The sequence below is a fragment of the Amycolatopsis australiensis genome, from assembly GCF_900119165.1.
In the GTDB taxonomy this organism is placed as follows: Bacteria; Actinomycetota; Actinomycetes; order Mycobacteriales; family Pseudonocardiaceae; genus Amycolatopsis; species Amycolatopsis australiensis.
Window position 1 is genome coordinate 1746271 of the sequence record NZ_FPJG01000006.1, and the last position, 20094, is coordinate 1766364.

A 20094-nucleotide genomic window follows, 5' to 3' on the forward strand; every position below is an offset into this window, starting at 1 on the left:
TCGGGCGATGACTAACGAGGCACTACAGCGTGCTACCGAATTGCTGGACGCGGTCATCCTCGCCGACGGGCACAACGACCTGCCGTGGGAGCTCCGGCAGCACGGTGGCCCGAACCCGGTGACGGCGGCCGCGTCCCTCGACCTGACCGTCCGGCAGCCGGCCCTGCACACCGACTTCCCGAAGCTCGCCGACGGGAAGCTCGGCATGCAGTTCTGGTCGGTGTACGTGCCGTGCGAGTTCGAGGGCCACAGCGCCGTGACCGCCGTCCTCGAGCAGATCGAACTCGTCCACCAGCTGGCCGAGCGCTACCCCGACCGGCTCCGCCTGGCCGACACCGCCGACGAGGCCGAAGCGGCGTTCGCCGACGGCCGGATCGCGTCACTGCTCGGCGCCGAAGGCGGCCACTGCATCGCCGAGTCGCTCGGCGTGCTGCGGGTGCTGCGCCGCCTCGGCGTCCGCTACCTGACGCTGACGCACAACTACAACACGACCTGGGCCGATTCGGGCACCGACGAGCCGGTCCACGGCGGGCTCACCGAGTTCGGCCGCGACGTCGTGCGCGAGATGAACAAGATCGGCATGATGGTCGACCTCTCGCACGTCGCGCCGTCGACCATGCGCGACGCGATCGAGGTCAGCTCGGTGCCGGTGATCTTCAGCCACTCCTCGTGCCTCGCGGTCAACGACCACCCGCGCAACATCCCGGACGACGTCCTCGCGCTGCTGCCCGGCAACGGCGGCGTCGCGATGACCACGTTCGTGCCGGCGTTCGTCTCACCGAAGGTCACCGCCTGGGATCAGGAGCTGAAGGCCGCCATGGAGGCGGCCGGGCAGGACTACCGGAACCTCGGGCAGCGCGGGCGGTTCGTGAAGGAGTGGGACGGCCCGCCCAAGCCGAAGGCCACCGTCGACGACGTGGTCGCGCACGTCGAGCACGCCCGCGAGGTCGCCGGGATCGACCACATCGGCCTCGGCGGCGACTACGACGGCGTCGGCTCGCTGCCGGAGGGGCTGGAGGACACGTCCAAGTACCCGGTGCTGTTCGCGGCCCTGCTCGAGCGCGGCTGGAGTGAGGAAGACTGCGCGAAACTGGCCGGGAAGAACACGCTCCGCGTGCTTCGCGAGGTCGACGGCTTCGCCCGTTAGGGGGTTTGACACAGCGCTCCCCGCGCGCCGGACGGACACTGAGGACATGACGCACGCGCGCGGGGGCGCGGCCGACCGCCCCACCGGCCCGACCGACCACGACCTGCCCGGAACCGGCGGCCCCGGCCGCCACGAACTGGACGAGAGCGAGGTGCCCGAGGGCGCGCTCGAGCCCGCCGAGCTGCGGGCCGGCGACGTCCGGCCCGGCGCCGAGGAGGTCACGCCGGTCCGGCCGGCACCCGCCAAACCGGCCGCCAAGATCAAGCGGACCCGGATCAGCGGCACCTGGGTCGCGGTGATCGCCGGGCTGCTCGTGCTCGTCGTCCTGCTGGTCTTCATCCTGCAGAACCTGGACTCGGTGACCGTGCACTTCTTCGGCGCCGAAGGCAGCCTGCCGCTGGCCATCGCGATGCTGTTCTCGGCCATCGGCGGGGCGGCGCTCGTCGCGCTCATCGGCGGCGCCCGGATCCTGCAGCTGCGCAAGCAGGCCCGGCGGCGCTGACCCTCAGACGATGATCGACGTCATCGTCAGCACCTGGGCGCAAACGTTTTCGTCCCCGGTCGCGCGGACGCGGCCGAGGTCGGCGGCGTTGCGCGTGCAGAGGCGCCAGAACGTGTCGAAGTCCGTGGTCACGGCGGCCAGCGGGGTGCGCGACGGCGGCGCGCCGCGGTCCAGCGTCCAGCCGTCACGCTCGCGCCGGGCGTACCACTTGCCCACGCCGGTCACGGTGTAGCCGACCTGCTTGCCGACGCGCGCCTCGACGTTCCGCAGCGTGTGCGGCAGCGCCCGGACGAACGTGTCGGCGATCGGCTCGGCGTACTCGGCTTCGAGCGGCGTGTGCTCCAGTGCTTCGCGGATCTGCACGTGGTGGACCCAGAACTCCGAATAGTCGCGGGCCGCGTCGAGCCAGCGGGGCGCCGGCTCGGCACCCGCCCAGCTCACGGGTTCGCCGGGGACGTCGAGGTCCAGCTTGGCCCAGTAGTCGGTCGTCTGGCCCATGAACTCGTACAGCATCGTCAGCAGCACGTCGGTCGAGAGACGGCGGCACGCGACGACCCACTCCTCGTTGATCCGGTCGACGAACCGCGCGAACGGCTCACCCGCACGGGGGGATTCCGCCCGGTGCCCGTCGCGGCCGCGGGACAGCCGGCCGACCTTGTCACCCAGCAGGTGGGCGGCGACGTCCTTGACGGACCAGCCGGCGCACATCGTCGGCCGCTGCCAGTCTTCGTCGGTCAACGCGCCGAGCAGCGTCATCAGCGCCTGCTCCTCTTTCGCGAAGTACGGGAGGACGTCGATCGGCGGGCCCCAGCGCGTCGGACTCATGCGCCCCATAATGCCGGTCATCACACGCCCATCCGGCCTACCCGCAGGTAGCATCAGCCCGAACGCAGAGGGGAGTCCGCCGGTGAACGCAGAGCGACCGAACGGCCGGGGCACCGCCGACGAGGTGGCCGACTTCGCGCGCCGCGCCGGGCAGCTGGCGGGCTGGGCCGCGCGCACCGGCTTCGCGCTCGGCCGGAAGCTCCCGGGCGTCGAGACCGCCGAGCGCACCGTCCGGCAGGTCGAGCACCAGCTGCTGGCCGAGCTGCGGCGCCGGCTCGACGAGGTCGACGACCCGTACCACGCGGCGCTCACCGCGGCCTCGGCGATGAACCGCCCGGCCGTGCCGGGGAAGGTCGAAGCCACCGTCACGCTCGTGCCCGCGCGCGACAACCACGCCGAGCCGCTGCGCGCCGCGATGGCCGAGCTGCTCAACCACTCGATCGGCTTCGGCCGCGACCGGGCCCGCGAATACTTCTACGCGATCATCCTCCGCCAGCTGACCCCGGACGAGGCCCGCATCCTGTCCGCGCTCTCGGACGGCTCGCCGTTCCCGGTGGTCGACGTCGTCGAGCGGACCGGCCTCGGCGGCAACGGCCGGGTCGCGCTGCGCAACGCCTCGACGGTCGGCAAGGCGGCCGGGGTGTCGCTGCCCGACCAGGTGCCCGGCTACGTCACGCGGCTGATCGGGCTCGGCCTCGTCGACCTCGACGAAGAGGTGCCGGCGCTGGAGACGCAGTACGAGATCCTGCTGACCGACGAGACGGTGCGCGAGGCGGAGAAGCTGGTCAAGCGCCCGAAGTTCGTCCGGCGGACGATCCACATCTCGCGCCTGGGGGCGCAGTTCTGGCAGGCCTGCGACCCGAGCTTCGGATAGCGGGATGGGGGCCTTCCTCGGCGGCATCGTCGCCGACTTCGCGCGGCACTGGCCCCTCTACGTCTCGATCCCGGTCGTGGCCGCGCTGATCGGCTACGGCACCAAGCTCGTCGCGATCCGGATGATGTTCCAGCCGGTGGAGTTCCTCGGCGTCAAGCCGTTCTTCGGCTGGCAGGGCATCGTGCCGAAGCGCGCGGCGCGGATGGCGAGCATCGCCTGCGACACGATGACCGAGCAGCTGATCAAGCCGGCGGAGGTCGTGGCCCGGCTGGACGCGGGCCGGATCGCGAAGGAGATCGAGAAACCGCTGCTCTCGGCGGTCGAGGACATCGTGCGCGAGGTGGCGGCGGCCTACCAGCCGGGGCTGTGGGAGTCCCTGCCGGTGCGCGTGCAGCGGCTGGTGATCGAGCGCGTCCAGCACGAGTCGCCGCGGATGGTCGCGGCCGTGCTCGACCTGATCAAGTCCGATGTGGACAGCGTGTTCGACCTCAAGGGCATGGTGGTCACCAGCCTGGTCAAGGACAAGCGGCTGCTCAACCGGATCTTCCAGGAGGCGGGTGCGCGAGAGTTCAAGTTCATCGCCCGCTCGGGCCTGGTGTTCGGCGGCGCGATCGGCGTCATCCAGATGGTGGCCTGGGTGCTGTTCAAGTTCCCGCCGATCATGCCGGTGTTCGGCCTGTTCACCGGCTGGTTCACCGACTGGCTGGCGTTGCGGATGATCTTCTACCCGATCGAGCCGCGCAAGTACTTCGGCGTGACGTGGCAGGGCCTGTTCCTGAAGCGGCGCGCGGAGGTCGCGGAGGCGTACGGGTCGTTGATCGCCAAGGAGATCATCACCCCGCACAACGTCATCGAGGCCATCCTGCACGGCCCGCTGTCGGACCGGGTGCTGGCGCTGATCCAGCGCCAGCTCGACCGCGAGCTCGGCCGCCGGATGAAGCCGCTGCTGGTGTTCGCGGTGGGCAGCCGGAAGTACCAGGACATGAAACTGGCGATCGCGTCGCAGATCATGTCCCGCCTGCCGGAGACGATGCGCTACATCGAGGACTACGCGACCGACGCGATGGACATCCGCAACGTGCTGGTGTCGAAGATGAAGCAGCTGACCCCGCGTGAGTTCGAGCGGCTGCTGCGGCCGGCGTTCGAGCAGGACGAGTGGATCCTGATCGCGACGGGCGCGGTGCTCGGGTTCGCGGTCGGTGAGGCGCAGGTCCTGCTGCTGGAGCACCTGGCGGGCTAGCGGACTGGCCGTCCGGGCGAGCAAGTCCACCCGATCGGCCGTACCCGCGGACGTATCCCCGCCCGCCCCCCGCGCCTCTACTCTGCGGCAGGACGACGACGGGCGGGGGAGCCCATGACCGCAGAACCGTGGCCGCAGGAAATCCGGCTGGCGATGACGATGGTCGGCGGCGCCAGCCTGGCCGTCTGGATGGGCGGTGTCGCCAGTGAGACGTCGCAGCTGCTGCGCGAGTCCCGGGGTGACGCCGCGCCCGGGCTCTACCGCAGGCTCCTCGACCTGCTGCGCGCGTCCGTCTCCATCGACGTGCTGACCGGGACCAGCGCCGGTGGGATCAACGCCGCCTGCCTCGGCCTCGCCGAGGCCTTCGGCTCCACGCCGGAGGTGCTGCGTGACACCTGGATCGAGATCGGCTCGCTGGACAACCTCGTCCGCGATCCGGCCGAAGCGCAGCCGCGGTCGGTGCTCGACGGCGACCGCGTGCTGCTCGGCGACCTCGAACGGGCACTGCACCGGATCACCGATCCCGGCACCCCGCCGCCGGCGGCGCCGGACATCACCGTGCTGCTCACCGGCACCATGATCGACGGCGAGACCACCCGGTTCGACGACGCGCTCGGCAACCTCGTGCGCGACACCGAGCACCGGATGCTCTTCCGCTTCGAGGGTCCACTGTGGACAGAAGGTGTGCAGGGGCCGCTCGCGCTCGCCGCGCGGTCCACCGCGTCCTTCCCCGGTGCCTTCGAGCTGTCGCGGCTGCCCATCGGCACGGCGGCCGCCGACGAGCTGCACCCCGACATGACCGCCTACACCGACCTCACCCGGTCGCACTGGCTGACCGACGGCGGCGTGCTGCTCAACAAACCGCTGAGGCCGGCGCTGCGGGAGATCTTCGAGCGCCCGTCCCACGCGGACGTCCGGCGGCTGCTGCTCTACGTCGTGCCGACCGGCGAGCGGGACGCCGCCGGGATCGCGTGCGACGCCGCAGATCCGCCGCTGCTGTCCAACGCGCTGAGCAAGGTCGTCTCCACGGTGATGAGCCAGTCGATCAGCGCCGAGCTCGATGACCTGACCCGGCACAACGACGCCGTCGTCCGGACCCGCGACACCCGCGTCTCGCTCGCGGCGCTCGGCCTGCGCGGCGGCCCGGACTGCCTGATCGACCGGCGCATCTCCGCCGCCTACCTGGAGCGGCGGACGGCCGAGGACGCGGCCGAGCTGGTCCGCGTCGCCGCCCGCCGGTACGCACTGTCCGGTGTGGACACCGAAGCTCGCGAGTGGGCCTCCGGCATGTCGCAGCAGCTGCGGGCGGTCGCCGTCGCCGGACTGAGCAGCGGCATCCCGCCCGAGCCGCCGTCGACGACCATGACCGTGGCGGATCTCGTGGCCTACCGCACGAGCGCGCTCGACGACGCCGTGGCGACCGGGCTGCAGCTGATCAACGCCGGCTTCCGGCTCGGCCCGGACGCCACGCAGGCCAAGGAGCTCAACGACGCACGGGCCGGCCTGCACGCGGCGCGCCGGAAGTCCGCCAGGGGCGTGCGGCTGGCGGCGTGGATCGCCGGGCACGACGGGCCCGGCGCGAGCAGCACACTTGCGGGCTGGATCCGCGAACTGGCCGAGGAGTGGGCCGGTCTCGGTCGGTCGGACGCGGTCGCGCAGGCCTGGCCGATGGTCGTGACGGCGCTGCGGGCCGCGACGCCGACATTGCGTGCGCTGTCCGGAGAAGCGCCCGGCGGCACGGTCGAAACCCTGCTCGACTGGCTCGAACCCGGATCCACCGACGACGTCGTCCAAGCCCGGCTGCTGGCCCTGCACGTCGCGACGCGGGGCCTGCTCGCGCAGGCGCCGTCGGTCGACCAGCGCGTCGAGCTGGTGCAGGTCAGCGCGGATTCCCGGACGTTGCTGGACCTCAAGCGGCGCCGGTCGCGGGACAAGCTGACCGGGATGCAGGCCGGCTACTTCGGCGCGTTCTACAAGTCGTCGTGGCGCGCCAGCGACTGGATGTGGGGCCGCGTCGACGGCGCCGGCTGGCTGGTGCAGTGCCTGCTCGACCCGGTGCGGCTGGAGACCCTCCGCGACCTCCTCGGCGCGGAGGCGTTCCGCGAGGAACTCGTCGCGGCCTTGACGCCGGTCTGGCGCGCACCCGACCGCGACGACAACGCCGAACCCGCCGAGGTCGGGCAGCTGACCGCGCAGCTCGACGCCGAACTGGCGTTCCTCGGCCTCGACGCGGGACTGCGCCCGGTCGCGTTCGGCGCCGCCCGCCCGGTCAGCATGCCGGTGACGGCGATGGTGCTGGCCCGCTCGCGGCAGGCGGAGATCGCCGCGGAGGAGCTGCCGGTCGTGGCGAAGCAGGCCGCCGCCGACGTCGAGGTGAGCGGGTGCAGCGGCCGGGCGTCGGCGGGGTTCCGGGCGCGGGCCGCGCAGCCGATCGACGGGCCGGCCGCCGCGCAGCGCGTGTTCCAGGCGTGCCAGGTCTCGGCGGAGAGGTTCGCGGGTGAGCAGGGCACCGCGCAGCTGACGCGCACGCTGGTCAAGCTCGGGGCCGCGACGGTCAACGCGGGGACGGTGGCGTTCCGCCTGCCCGGCGGCTGGCCGCGGACGGTCGCGGGCATCCTGCGGACGGTGGCCAGGAGCACGGCGAAGGTCACGCAGAGCGCGTCCCGGCTGGGCACGCCCGGTTCCCTGGTGGCCGGCGTGCTGGCGCTGCTGGCCGGGCTGGTGATCGGCGGCAACGGCGGCGCGGTCCTGCAGTGGGTCGGCCTCCCGGTGCTGGCCGGCGCGGTCGTCTACCTCGCGACGGCGTTGCTGACCATGGGCCGCGCGCCGCGGCGCGCGTTCGCCGTGCTGGGCGTGCTGGCCGTGGCGGCCTTGCTGCTGGCCGCGTTCCTGCCCCCGATCGCGCGGCCGTTCTTCGGCTGGCTGGGCAACGTCGTGGCCGGCTGGCGCCGCGGTGACGGCGCGGTGTGGTGGCTGGTGGTGTCCGGGTTGCTGATCCTGCCCGCCGTCGTGATGCCGGTGAGCGGGCTCTGGCGCCGGCTGCGGCACCGGGCCTGACGCCGTCCCCCGTCCGGCCCGTCGCCTTGCGATCACCGGGGTTTGGGGTCATGGTTCGGGGAGACCGCGAACCACGGGTGCGCGGCCCAGGCGCGCGTGTGCCCAATGATCGCCACCTTCAAACATGTTTGTGGGACTGCTCACCGGGTACTCCGCGTCGCCGCAGGTCATGGCGGGGTCGTGAGCCACGTCGCTGGCGGGCGGAAAATTCTCTGTTACGTTTCCTGAGTATGTCCGTAACGCACTTGATCGAATCCCCGACCAAGGCGGACGGCGCGCAGCTGTGGCGAATCGCGCGTGATTCCGCCAAGCTCGATCTCAACTCGCCGTACGCATACATGCTGTGGTGCCGCGATTTCGCCGGGTCTTCGGTCGTCGCGCGCGAAGACGGCGAGGCCGTCGGATTCGTCATCGCCTACCGCAGGCCGGACGACCCGGCGACGGCGCTCGTCTGGCAGGTCGCGGTCGACGCGTCCCAGCGCGGGAAAGGCCTGGCCGGAGCGCTGCTCGATGCCCTGTACACGCGTCTGGTCGGCGAGGGGGTGCGTTACCTCGAGACCACCATCACCCCGGACAACGAGGCGTCCATCCGGCTGTTCACGTCGTTCGCCAAGCGCTGGAACGCCGCGGTGGAAACCAGCGTGCTGTTCGGCGGGGAGGATTTCCCCGAAGCCGGGCACCTGCCCGAAGAGCTTTACCGCATCGGTCCGCTCACGACACGCACAGATCCGGGCGAGTAGGAGAAAAGAAACGTCATGAGCATCTTCGAAGAGCTCGAATCCGAGGTTCGCAGCTACAGCCGCGGCTGGCCGGTCGTGTTCGACCGCGCCCAGGGCAGCTGGCTGTACGACGAAAGCGGAAAGCCCTATCTCGACTTCTTCGCCGGGGCCGGCGCGCTGAACTACGGGCACAACAACCCGAAGCTGAAGCAGGCGCTCATCGACTACATCCAGCGTGACGGCGTCACCCACGCGCTCGACATGTTCACCGTGGCCAAGCGCGACTTCCTGCAGACCTTCCGCGACAAGATCCTCGACCCGCGCGGCCTCGGCTACAAGGTCGTGTTCCCCGGGCCGGGCGGCGCGAACGCCGTCGAGGCGGCGCTGAAGCTGGCGCGCAAGGTGACCGGCAAGGAAGCGGTCATCAACTTCACCAACGCCTTCCACGGCATGACACTGGGCGCGCTGTCGGTCACCGGCAACTCGATGAAGCGCGGCGGCGCCGGCGTTCCGCTGGTGCACGCCACCCCGATGCCCTACGACAAGTACTTCGACGGCGCGATGCCGGACTTCCTCTACTTCGAGAAGCTCCTGGAGGATTCCGGCAGCGGGCTCAACGAGCCGGCCGCGGTCATCGTCGAAGGCGTCCAGGGCGAGGGCGGCATCAACGCCGCGCGCCTGGAGTGGCTGAAGGGGCTCGACGACCTCTGCAAGCGCCACAACATCCTGCTGATCCTCGACGACGTCCAGATGGGCTGCGGCCGCACCGGGCCGTTCTTCAGCTTCGAGGACGCCGGGATCAAGCCGGACATCGTCTGCCTGTCGAAGTCGATCGGCGGCTACGGCATCCCGATGGCGCTGACGCTGATCAAGCCCGAGCTGGACGTCTGGGAGCCGGGCGAGCACAACGGCACCTTCCGCGGCATCAGCCCGGCGTTCGTCACCGCGAAGGAAGCGATCGACGTCTACTGGAGCGACGACGAGCTGGAGAAGTCGACGAAGGCGAAGGGCGAGCGCATCGCCGCCGCGTTCTCCGGCATCGTCGAGGCCTACCCCGAGGCGAACCTGATCGCCAAGGGCCGCGGTCTCGCGCGCGGCATCGAGTTCGCCGACGGCGAGCTGGCCGGCCGGGTCTGCGCGGAAGCGTTTGCGCGCGGCCTGCTGATGGAAACCTCCGGTCCGGACGGCGAAGTGATGAAGCTGCTGCCGCCGCTGACCCTGACCGACGACGAGCTGACGCAGGGCCTGTCGATCATCGACGAGTCCGTCAAGGCCGTCCTGAAGAAGTAAGGAGTTCGCCCGTGCTCGTCCGCACGCTCGACGAGATCACCGACACCGACGCCGACATCAAGACGGAGAACTGGCGCAGCAAGCGGATCATCCTCGCCAAGGAGGGCGTCGGCTTCTCGGTGCACGAGACCACGCTGTACGCGGGGACGGTCAACGACTTCTGGTACGCCAACCACATCGAGGCGGTGTTCATCACCTCCGGCGAGGGCGAGATCGAAGACCTGGCGACCGGCAAGGTGTACGAGCTCAAGCCCGGCACGCTCTACCTGCTCAACGACCACGACAAGCACCAGGTCCGGCCGAAGACCGAGATCAAGTGTGTCTGCGTGTTCAACCCCCCGGTGACCGGTCGCGAGGTGCACGACGAGAACGGCGTGTACCCGCTGATCACCGAGGACCAGTGAGGCTTATTCAGCCGTCGGCCGCCACATGACTTTGCCCTGATCAGCGGTGTGCGAGCGGGGCGTGGCGGCCTGACCAGAATAAGCCTCAGTAAACCGGAGAGGAAACAGGAGGCGAAGCCCGTGACGCTGACGGACACCCGGGTCGACGACGGTTACCCGACCCGGATCACCGGTACGCCGGCCCACCTGCCGCGCGTGCACCCCACCGTGTGGGGTACCGGAGCCGACGGCCCGATCGACGCCGCCACGCTGGCGAACCACGACGCCAAGGGCTACACCGTCGTCGAGGACATGCTGTCCGTCGGCGAGGTGCAGACGTACTGGCAGGAGCTGGTGCGGCTGGCCGGCGACAAGGCGCTCGCCGGCGACGAGCGCGTGATCACCGAGGCGAAGACCGGTGAGGTCCGGTCGATCTTCGACGTCCACGAGATTTCGGACCTGATCGCCGAGCTGGTGCGCGACCCGCGCGTGCTGGACCGGGCCCGGCAGCTGCTCGGCTCCGAGGTGTACATCCACCAGAGCCGCGTCAACTACATGCCCGGATTCAAGGGCACCGGGTTCTACTGGCACTCGGACTTCGAAACCTGGCACGCGGAGGACGGCATGCCGACCCCGCGCGCGGTCAGCTGCTCGATCGCGCTGACCGACAACTACCCCTTCAACGGCGGCCTGATGATCATGCCGGGCTCGCACCGGACGTTCGTCCAGTGCGCCGGCGAGACGCCGGAGGACAACTACAAGAGCTCGCTCAAGGACCAGCGGGTGGGCGTGCCGACCGAGGACGACATCACGAAGATGGCGGCCGAGTACGGCATCGACCAGTTCACCGGCCAGGCGGGCTCGGCGCTGTGGTTCGACTCGAACATCATGCACGGCTCCGGGAACAACATCACGCCGTACCCGCGCTCGAACATCTTCCTGGTGTTCAACAGCGTGGAGAACGCGCTGCAGGAGCCGTTCGCGGCGACCACGCCGCGGCCGGCCTTCATCGCGGGCCGCGACTCGACGCCGATCAGGCGGTAGTTGCCCGACCCGCCGGTGACCGGCCCGGTGCGCTTTGTTACCGTGTCGCCACCGCGCGGGTATGTGGCCCGCGCAACACGTCTTCGCGGACGACCGGCGGCGGGTGCTTCGCTCGGGGTGAGCACACCTGCCCGGTGGCCCTCGGTGGCGGACGGGCGGACCGCACCCCCTGGCGGCCTGGCCGGAGATCCACCACGACCCCGCACCAGCGGATCGGGACCGCTGGTGCGGGGTCGTGTCACGTCCGGCGCCGGTGGATGTCGCACGGCTCTCCTGCTCCGCCTGCGGAATCCGCAGAACCGCCAAAACACCTGGTACCGGCCCTGCGGCACAGCCGGTGACCACGGTAGGTTGACTTTTCCGGCGAGGGAGACGCCGGAAGACCCCGGGGAGGTGGGCGCGAGCATGGCCGAAATCCGGCTCCAGCTGCTCGGGCCCGTCCAGCTGTTCGACGGCGACGTCGCGATCCCCATCGGCGGGCCCGGCGTCCGCGGCCTGCTCGCCCTCCTCGCCCTCAAGCCCGGCAAGGTCGTCGGGCTCGACGAGATCATCGACGCGCTCTGGGGCCACGACCCGCCGGCCACCGCGCGCACCATCGTCCACGGCAACGTCTCGCACCTGCGGCGGATCCTGCGTGACGTCGGCGGCCCGCGCATCCTGACCACGCCGCCGGGCTACCGCCTGGAGATCGAACCCGAGCGCATCGACGTCCACCGGGCGCGCGGCCTCCTGGACCGCGCGTCGGTGGCCACCCCGGAGACCGCCGCCGCGCTGCTGGCCGAGGCGCTTTCGCTGTGGCAAGGCCCGGCGCTCGGTGGCGTGCCGGACTCGCTGCGAGCGCCCGAGCTGGAGGACCTGCGCCGCGCCGTGCACGGCGCCCGCGTCGACGCGGACCTCGACCTCGGCCGGCACGCCGAGCTGATCGTCGAGCTCAGCCCGATCGTGCGGGCCGACCCGCTGGCCGAGCGGACCGCCGGGCAGCTGATGCGGGCGCTCTACCACGCCGGGCGCCGCGGGGACGCGCTCGAGCTGTACCGGACCGTCTCCCGCGCGACCCTGCGCACCCTCGGCGTCGAGCCGGGCGCGGAGCTGCGGTGGCTGCACGAGCGCGTGCTCAACGACGACCTCCCGGCGCGCGACGTCGCCGCCCCGGCCGCCGTCGACGGGCCGGGCAAGGCCATCTCGCAGCTGCCCGCCGCCGTGCCGAGCCTGGCCGGGCGCGAGGAAGAGCTGGCTTGGCTCGACAGCCTGGTCACGCGCGCCGAAGCGGGCGAGACGACGATCGCCGTCGTCACCGGGACCGCCGGGGTCGGCAAGAGCACGCTGGTCGTGTGGTGGGCGCACCGCGTCGCGCCGCGGTTCCCGGACGGCGTGCTGTTCGCGTCGCTGCGCGGCTTCGACCCGCACCACCCGCCGCTGGACCCGGCGGAGCTGCTCACGCAGTTCCTGCTCGGCCTGGGCGTCGAAACCGCGAAGATCCCGGAGCTGCTGCACGAACGGGTCGCGCTCTACCGGTCGCTGATCGCCGGACGGCGGATGCTGGTGCTGCTCGACGACGCCCGCACCGCCGAGCAGGTGCGTCCGCTGCTGCCGCCGAGCGCGCGGACGATGACGGTCGTGACCAGCCGGTCCCGCCTCGACGGGTTGGCGGTCTCGAACGCGGCCAAGCAGCGCGTGCTCGGCACGCTGGCGCCGGACGACGCCGTGCGGCTCATCGAGGAGCTGGCCGGTCCGGCGAGCCTCAACCACGCCCTCGCGCGGCTCTGCGGCTACCTCCCGCTCGCGCTGCGGATCGCCGGCGCCCGGCTCTCGGCGAGCGCGCAGCGGACCGTGGAGGAACTGGTCGGCGAACTCGGCAACGAGCGCACCCGGCTGGCCGGGCTGCAGGTCGACGGCGCCGACGACGGCGTGCGCGCGGCCTTCGACGTCTCCTTCCGCGGCCTGCCCGCCGAGATCGCGGAGACGTTCCTGCAGCTGGGCGCGGTGCCCGGGGTGATGGTCGGCCCGCACCTGATGGCGGCGGTCGCGCAAATCCCGGTGACCGAGGCGCGACGGCGGCTGCGCGCGCTGGCCGCGCACAACCTCATCGACGAGACCGCGCGAGACGTCTTCGTCCCGCACGACCTCGTCTGGCTCTACCTGCGTGAACTCGCGGAGCAGGAGCTGGCCGAGAAGGAGCGGGAAGCGGCGCTCGGCTGGACGGTCCGCTACTACCAGGCGGCGGCCGACCGGGCGCGGCGCCGGCTCGGTCCCGTCGCCGATCCGCTCGACTTCACCGGCGTGCTCGACGGCGACTCGACGCCGCCGTTGCCCGGCGCGGCCGAGGCGCGGGACTGGTTCGCGGCCGAGTGGCCGAACCTCTTGGCGGTCCTCGACGCCGGGTACGCCGCGGGCCGCCACGACGAGGTGTGGCGGCTGGCGCGGGTCGTCCACAGCTACCGGGTCGTCTGCCCGCTGCTGGACGAATGGACGCGGATGGCGGATCTGGGCGTCGCCGCCGCGGAAGCCGCGGGCGACGTCGCCGGCCAGTGCTGGCTGCGGCTCGCGCGGTGCGAGATCGCGCTGACGTTCGAGCTGCCGGGCGCGGGCCTCGCCGACGCCGAACGGGCACTGGAGCTGGCCGCCGGATCGGCCGACGCGCGGCTGGTGACGTCGGCGGACCTGCACCTGGGCCGCGCGCTGAGCCGGCTCGGCGAGCACCGGCGGGCCATCGACCGGCTGGCCAAAGCCGTCGCGGAGGCCCCGGATGTCACCTTGCGCGGCCAGGCGCTCAGCAGCTGCGCGCAGGCGGAGAAACGCGCGGGCCGCCTGGCGGAGGCGATCGCCCACCAGCGGGCGGGGCTGGCCATCGACCGAGAACTCGGCGACGACGAGCGGGTGGTGGCCTCGCTGGGCAAGCTCGCCGAGCTCGCGTTGCGCGCGGGCGACCTCCCGGCGGCGGAGCGGTACGTGTGGGAGGCGATCGACCTGGCGATCAGCCGCGAGCTGGTGATCCGCGAGGGCGCCCTGCGGCTGACGCTGGGCCGCGTGCTGCGCGCGCGGGGCGACCTGGACGGCGCCCGGGAGCAGCTGGCGTTGTCGGTCCGCGTTTACGAGCGGGTGCATCCGAAGCTGGTCGGTGAAGTCCGCACGGAACTCGCGCAACTGGAGTGAGACTTTGGCGCGACAACTCTTCGGCGATGATCCACATTTGTGGAGAGAATGACGGTTGCGAATAGGTCACGGCCCGGTGCCCGCGGTCAATCCTTAGTGGATTCTTAGTGTCGCCGGGCCGTGTCCGCGTAGGTTCGGCAGTGCCGGCAGAGCCCTAGGGGAGGGGCAGGCTGAGAAGCCGGCGCCAAGCCCCGCGCGGGAAAACCCGCCGGGGCCGGGAGCCGCCAGGAGCGGCTCGTGGCGGCCCGGCCGGCCGAAGTGGGGGTAGGCCGGCCGGTCGCCAGGCGGCTCAGCCCACGTTCGCCGTGCATAGCGCGATCGTCGTCCCGCTGTTTTCGGCGACCTTCCGGCCGTCGACCAGAATGGCGCAGCGGATTTCGTTGTTCACGTTCGAATTGCGCGTGTCCGCGGTCAGCGTCAGCAGGTACGAGCCACTGTTGTAGGACGCCTTGCCCTCCCACGCGTCGGTGCTCGCGGGCGCGTTTTCCGTCCGCTGGTCCGACAGGCTGCCGTAGCGGACGGTGGCACCGCCGGCCGAGGTCACCTGGAACGTCACGGAGTGCTTGTCCCCGGCCACCGCGGGCAGGTGCAGCCCGGTCTCGCCGCCGCCGAGGAACGTCCCGTACAGCAGCACCCCGGCCGTCGAGAGCAGCGCGGCGACCGAGACCACGGTGGCGGTGATCGCCAGCCCGCGGCCGCCCACCGCACCCCGCCTGGCCTGGACCAACCCGACGATCGCCAGGACCAGCCCGATCCCGGCCAGCGGCCACGCGACGTACCCGATGTCCGGGACGAAGGCGACGACCAGCGCGGCCGCGCCGAGCACCAGGCCCGCGGCGGCGAGGACGTTCCGCCCGCGCTTCGCGTTGGCTTGACGACGCTCCGTGGCCGTCACCGGTGGCGCGGGCCGTCCGTGGCGCGCGGTGGTCGGCGGCGGGTACTGCGGGTCGGTCATCATGCGAGCCCCTTCGGGTGCGAGTGCGACGACGTTAACCCATAAGAGTGCCCGCGAACGAAATTGTTACATTCTGGAAAAAGTCATTGTCCCACCATTTCGCGCGAGGTATCGGTATTTCCTGACATCGCGCGCAGGGTGTGGCCCGGTGATCAATGCGAAGAATATCGGGATTCCCACTGTTTTCGTGGCCGTTCGGCCCACGACGACCGTCGGTACCGGCGGTCAAGACGAAAGTCGCAAGCCAGACTTCTCAGTCGAAAAGGCTCACTTCGGGAGTGATTTCGAGCAGCTCGAAAACGGGACGGCCGCGCCGGCCGTCAATGGTCGTCGTGCGCACGACGCGCAGCCGGGCGGTCACCGGCCGGTCGAGGTTCTCCTTGATCTGGTCGAGCAGGTCCGGCGCCACCGCGCCCTGGATCGTCCCACCCGACTCGCGGTCGAGGTAGAAGATGCGGCGCCGGGTGCGGACACCGTCGAGCCGTCCGCGGACGGTCTCGTAGCCGACCTCCTCGCGGGACTCGCGGAGGCTGCCCTGCAGGATCCGCGCCTGCTCGGTCGTCATGCTGCGGGTGACCTGCTCGCCGGAGGTCGGCGTCAGCGCCATCCCGATGCCGGCGTTCTTCGCGACGGCGTTGACGATGTCGCTGACGGCGTTGCGGACGGTGTCGCGCTGGAGCAGCACGGCGTCGAGCGCGCCGTCGTCGGACCCGTTCGCCGGCAGGAAGTCGCACAGCTCCTTGACCGCGCGCTCGGACAGCGTCTCGATACCGTCGATGATCAGCGCGTCGTCGGTGACGTCGAGTTCCGGGAAGCCGAAGAAGATCGCGTTGCCCGCCTGGCCGCGCTGGATCAGCGGCGCCTTGTCGCGATCGGCCTGCTGGACGATCGTGACCTCGCCGGCGGGGTTCCGGATGATGTGCCCGATCTTGGCCGTCGCGTCCTGCAGGGCGCGGCTGATGTCGGAGAAGGTGTAGGCGTCGATGGTCTGCTCACCGATCACCGACACGTGCAGCAGCGGCGAGCGGGACGTCCGCTCGAACTTGGCGTTGGCCGCCATCGCGGAGGCACGCGCCAGGTCGTCGAGCCACGTGCCGCCGGGGATCTCGTCGGCGATGCGCCGGAACTCGTTCCTCACCAGATCATCTCCGGGTAGCCCCTGCCGCCGTCGGCCCAGACCTCGGCCCAGGTGTCCTCGTCGCCGGGACGGCACAGGAAGCCGTCCAGCATGCCCCCGACCGGTTGCACCTGGTCGAGGTACATCGCGGGCTGGCCGACGATGACCCCGCGCAGCGTGAGCAGGCCGTACAGCGCCGACCGGCCCGCGTCGTCGAGCCGCTTCAGCGCGCCCCACTCGTCCGGGATGAGGACGACGTCGAGGCCGCGCGGCGGGTGGGCGCTGCGGACGATCAGCTCGCCGCCGATCCAGGCCCGGCCGGACGGGATGATCCGCCGGGCCACGCCGAGGTAGCTGTTGAGCGCGCTGAAGAGGATCTCGCGCTCGTTCTGGTGCGGGGCGTCGAACACCAGGCGTTCGTAGACGTCGGCGAGGTCGCAGGCGTGGCGGCCCGGTGGCAGGACCTGCTGCGACGTCCAATGGGGGAGCGCCACGCCACCCCCTCCTCAGGCTTCGCTCACAGTGCGTAGCCGAATTTACCAGGATGGGTGTCAGCCGCCGCGCCCAGGCTGGTGCGGCCACGGCGGGGCGGCCTCTTCGCTCTCCGGCCAGGCCGGTTCGTCCTCGGTGGGCCAGTCCTCGGCCTCGGCCCCGCGCTGCGGCGGCAGCGGGAGATGCCCTTCGCGGTGGCCGACCGGCTCAGGCTCTTCGTCGTCGTGGGCGTGCTCGATCCGGGACGGCTCGTGCTGCGCCCAGGCGGCCGGGATGAACTGGGTCTGCTCGGCGGCGAGTGGCTCCGGCTCGGGTTCGTGGCGGGCCTCCTCGACGGGCTCCGGCCGGGCCTGCGGGCGGCGGGCACCGCGCAGGACGAGCCACGAGGTGAGCGCGCCGAGGAGGAACGCGACGATCAGCCACAGCCAGATCTGCCCGAACAGCCACAACATCTGCTACTCACCCCTCAAACGACGGTGATCTCGACGCGCCGGTCCTCTTCGCCGCCGGTGGCCGGCCGGGTGTCGCCCAGCCCCCGGTAGGTGACGCGCTTGGCGGCCAGGCCGCTGGTGGTGAGGATCCGCACGACGGCCCGCGCGCGGTCCCGGGACAGCTGCAGCGCGGCGCTCTCGCTGCCGGGTCCCTGGGCGGCGTGGCCGGTGACGCGGTACCGGAAGGTGTCCGGCGACTTGGCGAGCGCGACGGCGACGGCGCGGGCGGCCTGCTCCCCTTCGGGAGTGAGCCGGGCGGTGTCCGGTACGAAGGTGATCGGCGTCTCGGCGAGCATCCGGTCGATCTCGGCCTGCACCCCGGCCTTGTCGGTGGGCGGCGGCGGAGCGGTGGCGGACGTGGTCGGCGGCGGGCTGCTGGTGGCGGGAGCGGTCGTGCTGGGGACCGGGGTCGGGGCGGGGCCGGGGGCGACGGGAGTGACGTCGCCCTGCAGCTGAGCGGCCCGCACCCCATCGACGTGCTGGACGACTTCGAGGGCGCGTAGGGCTTGATCGGGCGGGAAGCCGCTGAGGGTGGCGTCCCGGCCGTCGAAGCTGACGTGGCCTTGCGCGAGCCCGGCGTCGGCGAGGGCGGCCTGCGCGGCGGTGGTGAGGTCCCGCTGGATGTTCCCGGCCTGCGCCCAGGTGACGATCCCCGCGAGCACCGCGGTGACCAGCACCGCGATCAGGACCACGAGGATCCAGCGACGACCACCGGACATAAGGGGACTGTAAGCCGGGCGACGCGGGTTGGCGAGCCGGGGAAGAGTGGTAGTCCACAAGTTGTCCCCAGCCGAGTCGACATGTGGACAACTGGCGGCGGAGTGATCGCACGGGCACTTTCCGTCGGAGGCGCCGAGCGAACCGGGCTGTGGGTCACGGAGCCCACCGCGCCGGGCGGGCCGCGGAGCCAACCCGGCAAGCCGAGCTGGCCGAAGCCGACGAGGCGGCCAGCCAGGCCGCCGGCGGTCAAGCCCTGCACAGCAAGAAGGCCACCACCGGCACCCCCGGCAGTGGCCTCCGAGACCGAAAGACCCGTCAGCTGGCCTGCTGCCGAGGAGTCTCCGGCACCTCGAGCATGTCCAACGGCACGAACGGCGCCAGCTCCGGCCGCTTCGGGGAGAGGCCGTCGCCCATCGACTCGCCGCGCAGCTGCCTGCGGATCCACGGCAGCAAGTGCACCTTCGTCCACGTCAGGTCCGATCGCCGCGAGTCGATCCAGCGGCTCTGGACCGCCTCCGGCGGCCATGGCTCGCGCCAGTCGCCCGCCACCGGGACGCCCAGTACCTCCGCCGACTTCAACGCGATGCGGCGGTGGGCCTCCGGGGAAAAGTGCAGGCGGTCGTCGCTCCAGGCCCGGCGGTCGTGGAGGGGGCCCATTGCCCACAGGTCGACCACGCGGGCTCCGTGGCGCTCCGCGATCGCCCACAGGTGCGTGTTGTAGATCGCCACCTTGCCGCGCAGGACCGACATCACCGACAGGACCTTCGTGTCCGGGCCGTTGAAGATCAGCACCGGGATGCCCGCCTCGCGCAGCTTGGCGACGCCCTCTTCGAAGCGCTCCGCCACCGCGTCGACGTCCGCGCCCGGGACGATGATGTCGTTGCCGCCCGCGCAGAGCGTCACCAAATCTGGCTTGAGCTCCAGCGCGATCGGGAGCTGCTCGTCCATGATCTCGTCGATCATCTTGCCGCGAAGCGCCAGGTTCGCGTACTGGAAGCCGGGGCGGCCCGCCGCCAGGATCTCCGCCAGCCGGTCGGCCCAGCCGCGGAAGGAGCCGTCCGGTAATTCGTCGTTGAGGCCCTCGGTGAAGCTGTCACCGAGCGCCACGTAGCTGTCGAATCCGTACACGTTGGGTCCCCTTCCCATCCTGCGCCGACGTCCCCGACAGCTAGTTGTACACCACAACTAACCAGCTGGGCCCCACCGGTGTTCAGCCTGCGGTCACAGTGTCTTATCTTGTCGGCCTTCCCCGCCTCTCTATTACGTAGTCTTCACCTTCCGCATGCCGTGACACAGCACACTCGAAGGCGAATACCACACCCGGTGTGGCGAAAATCTCCCCTCTTGGAGCCCGCGCGGCGCGTTCGGGCAGGCTGGAGGCGTGTCCCCAGAACCCCGTGAGTCGCTCGCGCAGATCCTCGGCGGCCGCCGGGGCGCGCTCGACGCCAGCATCCCGCCCGTCGGCTTCGTCGCCGGCTGGCTCGCGGCCGGGCAGTCCATCGCCTGGGGGGCCGGCGCCGCCATCGCCGTCGCCGTGGCGCTCGGGATCTACCGGATCACCCGCGGCGGGAAGGTCCGGGCGCTGGTCGTCAGCCTCGCCGCCGTCGTCGCGGCCGCGCTGATCGCCCTGCACACCGGACGCGCGCAGGACTTCTTCCTCCTCCAGCTGATGTCCAATGTGGCCAGCGCGCTGCTCTGGGCGGCCAGCATCGTGGTCCGCTGGCCGCTGCTCGGCGTCGTCGTCGGGCTGGTGCTCGGCCAGAAGACGCGCTGGCGCCGCGACCCGGTGCTGCTGAAGGCGTACTCGCGCGCCAGCTGGGTCTGGGTGTTCGGGCAGTACACGCTCAGGGTCGTCGTCTACGGCCTGCTCTGGTGGTCCGGCCAGGTGATCGCGCTCGGCGTGGCCCGGACGGTGCTGTCGTGGCCGCTGGTCGCGCTGACCGTCGCGGTGAGCGGCTGGGTCCTCTACCGGGCGCTGCCGCCGGAGCATCCCGGCCTGCGCCTGGCTCCGGAAACCCGGCCGGACGACCTACCCAGGACATAAGGCGGCCCCCGGCGAGGGGGGAGGGTCCGGGGGCCACTGCC

At 71.5% G+C, this 20094-nt stretch carries 18 protein-coding genes; 11 read left to right on the forward strand and 7 right to left on the reverse strand.

What is annotated here, in order from left to right:
• The first annotated feature begins 7 nt into the window (after window positions 1–7).
• A complete protein-coding gene (locus BT341_RS09660) occupies window positions 8–1147 on the forward strand; it encodes a dipeptidase (RefSeq protein WP_072475951.1) in 1140 nt (379 codons plus the stop codon).
• Window positions 1148–1193: 46 nt separating this feature from the next.
• Entirely contained in the window at window positions 1194–1649 is a 456-nt protein-coding gene (locus BT341_RS09665) for a LapA family protein (RefSeq protein ID WP_072475952.1), read from the forward strand.
• Between the two features lie 3 nt (window positions 1650–1652).
• Here the strand turns inward: BT341_RS09665 and BT341_RS09670 are convergent, their stop codons facing one another.
• Window positions 1653–2474 (reverse strand): maleylpyruvate isomerase family mycothiol-dependent enzyme, encoded by an 822-nt coding sequence (locus BT341_RS09670; protein WP_072475953.1) that lies wholly within the window; start codon window positions 2472–2474, stop codon window positions 1653–1655.
• An 82-nt stretch (window positions 2475–2556) separates the two neighbouring features.
• Here BT341_RS09670 and BT341_RS09675 point away from each other — a divergent pair, with 82 nt between their 5' ends.
• The 8 genes from BT341_RS09675 (at window position 2557) to BT341_RS09710 (ending at window position 14234) form a co-directional block, all read left to right on the forward strand.
• Window positions 2557–3348 carry an Abi-alpha family protein gene (locus tag BT341_RS09675; protein ID WP_072475954.1) on the forward strand — a complete coding sequence of 264 codons (792 nt, stop codon included), beginning with the start codon at window positions 2557–2559 and terminating at the stop codon, window positions 3346–3348.
• 4 nt (window positions 3349–3352) lie between these two features.
• Complete coding sequence (locus tag BT341_RS09680) at window positions 3353–4588, forward strand: DUF445 domain-containing protein (RefSeq protein WP_072475955.1); 1236 nt, start codon at window positions 3353–3355, stop codon at window positions 4586–4588.
• Between the two features lie 114 nt (window positions 4589–4702).
• Window positions 4703–7645 (forward strand): patatin-like protein, encoded by a 2943-nt coding sequence (locus BT341_RS09685; protein ID WP_072475956.1) that lies wholly within the window; start codon window positions 4703–4705, stop codon window positions 7643–7645.
• A gap of 230 nt (window positions 7646–7875) precedes the next feature.
• Window positions 7876–8385: a diaminobutyrate acetyltransferase gene (ectA, locus tag BT341_RS09690; protein ID WP_072475957.1), complete on the forward strand. Its 510-nt coding sequence runs from the start codon at window positions 7876–7878 to the stop codon at window positions 8383–8385.
• A gap of 15 nt (window positions 8386–8400) precedes the next feature.
• Entirely contained in the window at window positions 8401–9654 is a 1254-nt protein-coding gene (ectB, locus tag BT341_RS09695; protein ID WP_072475958.1) for a diaminobutyrate--2-oxoglutarate transaminase, read from the forward strand.
• An 11-nt stretch (window positions 9655–9665) separates the two neighbouring features.
• Window positions 9666–10058, forward strand: coding sequence for an ectoine synthase (locus tag BT341_RS09700; RefSeq protein ID WP_072475959.1), 393 nt, complete (start codon window positions 9666–9668; stop codon window positions 10056–10058).
• A gap of 120 nt (window positions 10059–10178) precedes the next feature.
• The gene (gene thpD, locus BT341_RS09705) at window positions 10179–11081 is read left to right on the forward strand and encodes an ectoine hydroxylase (RefSeq protein ID WP_072475960.1); all 903 of its coding nucleotides are present in this window, start codon (window positions 10179–10181) and stop codon (window positions 11079–11081) included.
• A gap of 405 nt (window positions 11082–11486) precedes the next feature.
• Window positions 11487–14234 (forward strand): AfsR/SARP family transcriptional regulator, encoded by a 2748-nt coding sequence (locus BT341_RS09710; protein ID WP_072481872.1) that lies wholly within the window; start codon window positions 11487–11489, stop codon window positions 14232–14234.
• Between the two features lie 289 nt (window positions 14235–14523).
• On the opposite strand, the gene BT341_RS09715 is transcribed toward BT341_RS09710, so the two are convergent.
• The 6 genes from BT341_RS09715 to BT341_RS09740 all read right to left on the reverse strand — a co-directional run bounded on the left by BT341_RS09715 (window position 14524) and on the right by BT341_RS09740 (window position 19137).
• Entirely contained in the window at window positions 14524–15192 is a 669-nt protein-coding gene (locus BT341_RS09715) for a DUF4190 domain-containing protein (protein ID WP_072475961.1), read from the reverse strand.
• 250 nt (window positions 15193–15442) lie between these two features.
• Window positions 15443–16327, reverse strand: a complete 885-nt coding sequence (locus BT341_RS09720) for a hypothetical protein (protein WP_072475962.1) — start codon at window positions 16325–16327, stop codon at window positions 15443–15445.
• Window positions 16324–16800 carry a DUF6932 family protein gene (locus tag BT341_RS09725; protein WP_072475963.1) on the reverse strand — a complete coding sequence of 159 codons (477 nt, stop codon included), beginning with the start codon at window positions 16798–16800 and terminating at the stop codon, window positions 16324–16326. The genes BT341_RS09720 and BT341_RS09725 overlap by 4 nt, the downstream gene beginning before the upstream one ends.
• Before the next feature lie 57 nt (window positions 16801–16857).
• Window positions 16858–17250: a hypothetical protein gene (locus tag BT341_RS09730; protein ID WP_072475964.1), complete on the reverse strand. Its 393-nt coding sequence runs from the start codon at window positions 17248–17250 to the stop codon at window positions 16858–16860.
• A 14-nt stretch (window positions 17251–17264) separates the two neighbouring features.
• A complete protein-coding gene (locus tag BT341_RS09735; protein ID WP_245804924.1) occupies window positions 17265–18008 on the reverse strand; it encodes an OmpA family protein in 744 nt (247 codons plus the stop codon).
• Between the two features lie 316 nt (window positions 18009–18324).
• A complete protein-coding gene (locus BT341_RS09740; RefSeq protein ID WP_072475966.1) occupies window positions 18325–19137 on the reverse strand; it encodes an SGNH/GDSL hydrolase family protein in 813 nt (270 codons plus the stop codon).
• A 253-nt stretch (window positions 19138–19390) separates the two neighbouring features.
• Between BT341_RS09740 and BT341_RS09745 the strand changes: the two genes are divergently transcribed.
• Window positions 19391–20053 carry a DUF3159 domain-containing protein gene (locus BT341_RS09745; protein WP_072475967.1) on the forward strand — a complete coding sequence of 221 codons (663 nt, stop codon included), beginning with the start codon at window positions 19391–19393 and terminating at the stop codon, window positions 20051–20053.
• Window positions 20054–20094: the final 41 nt, after the last annotated feature.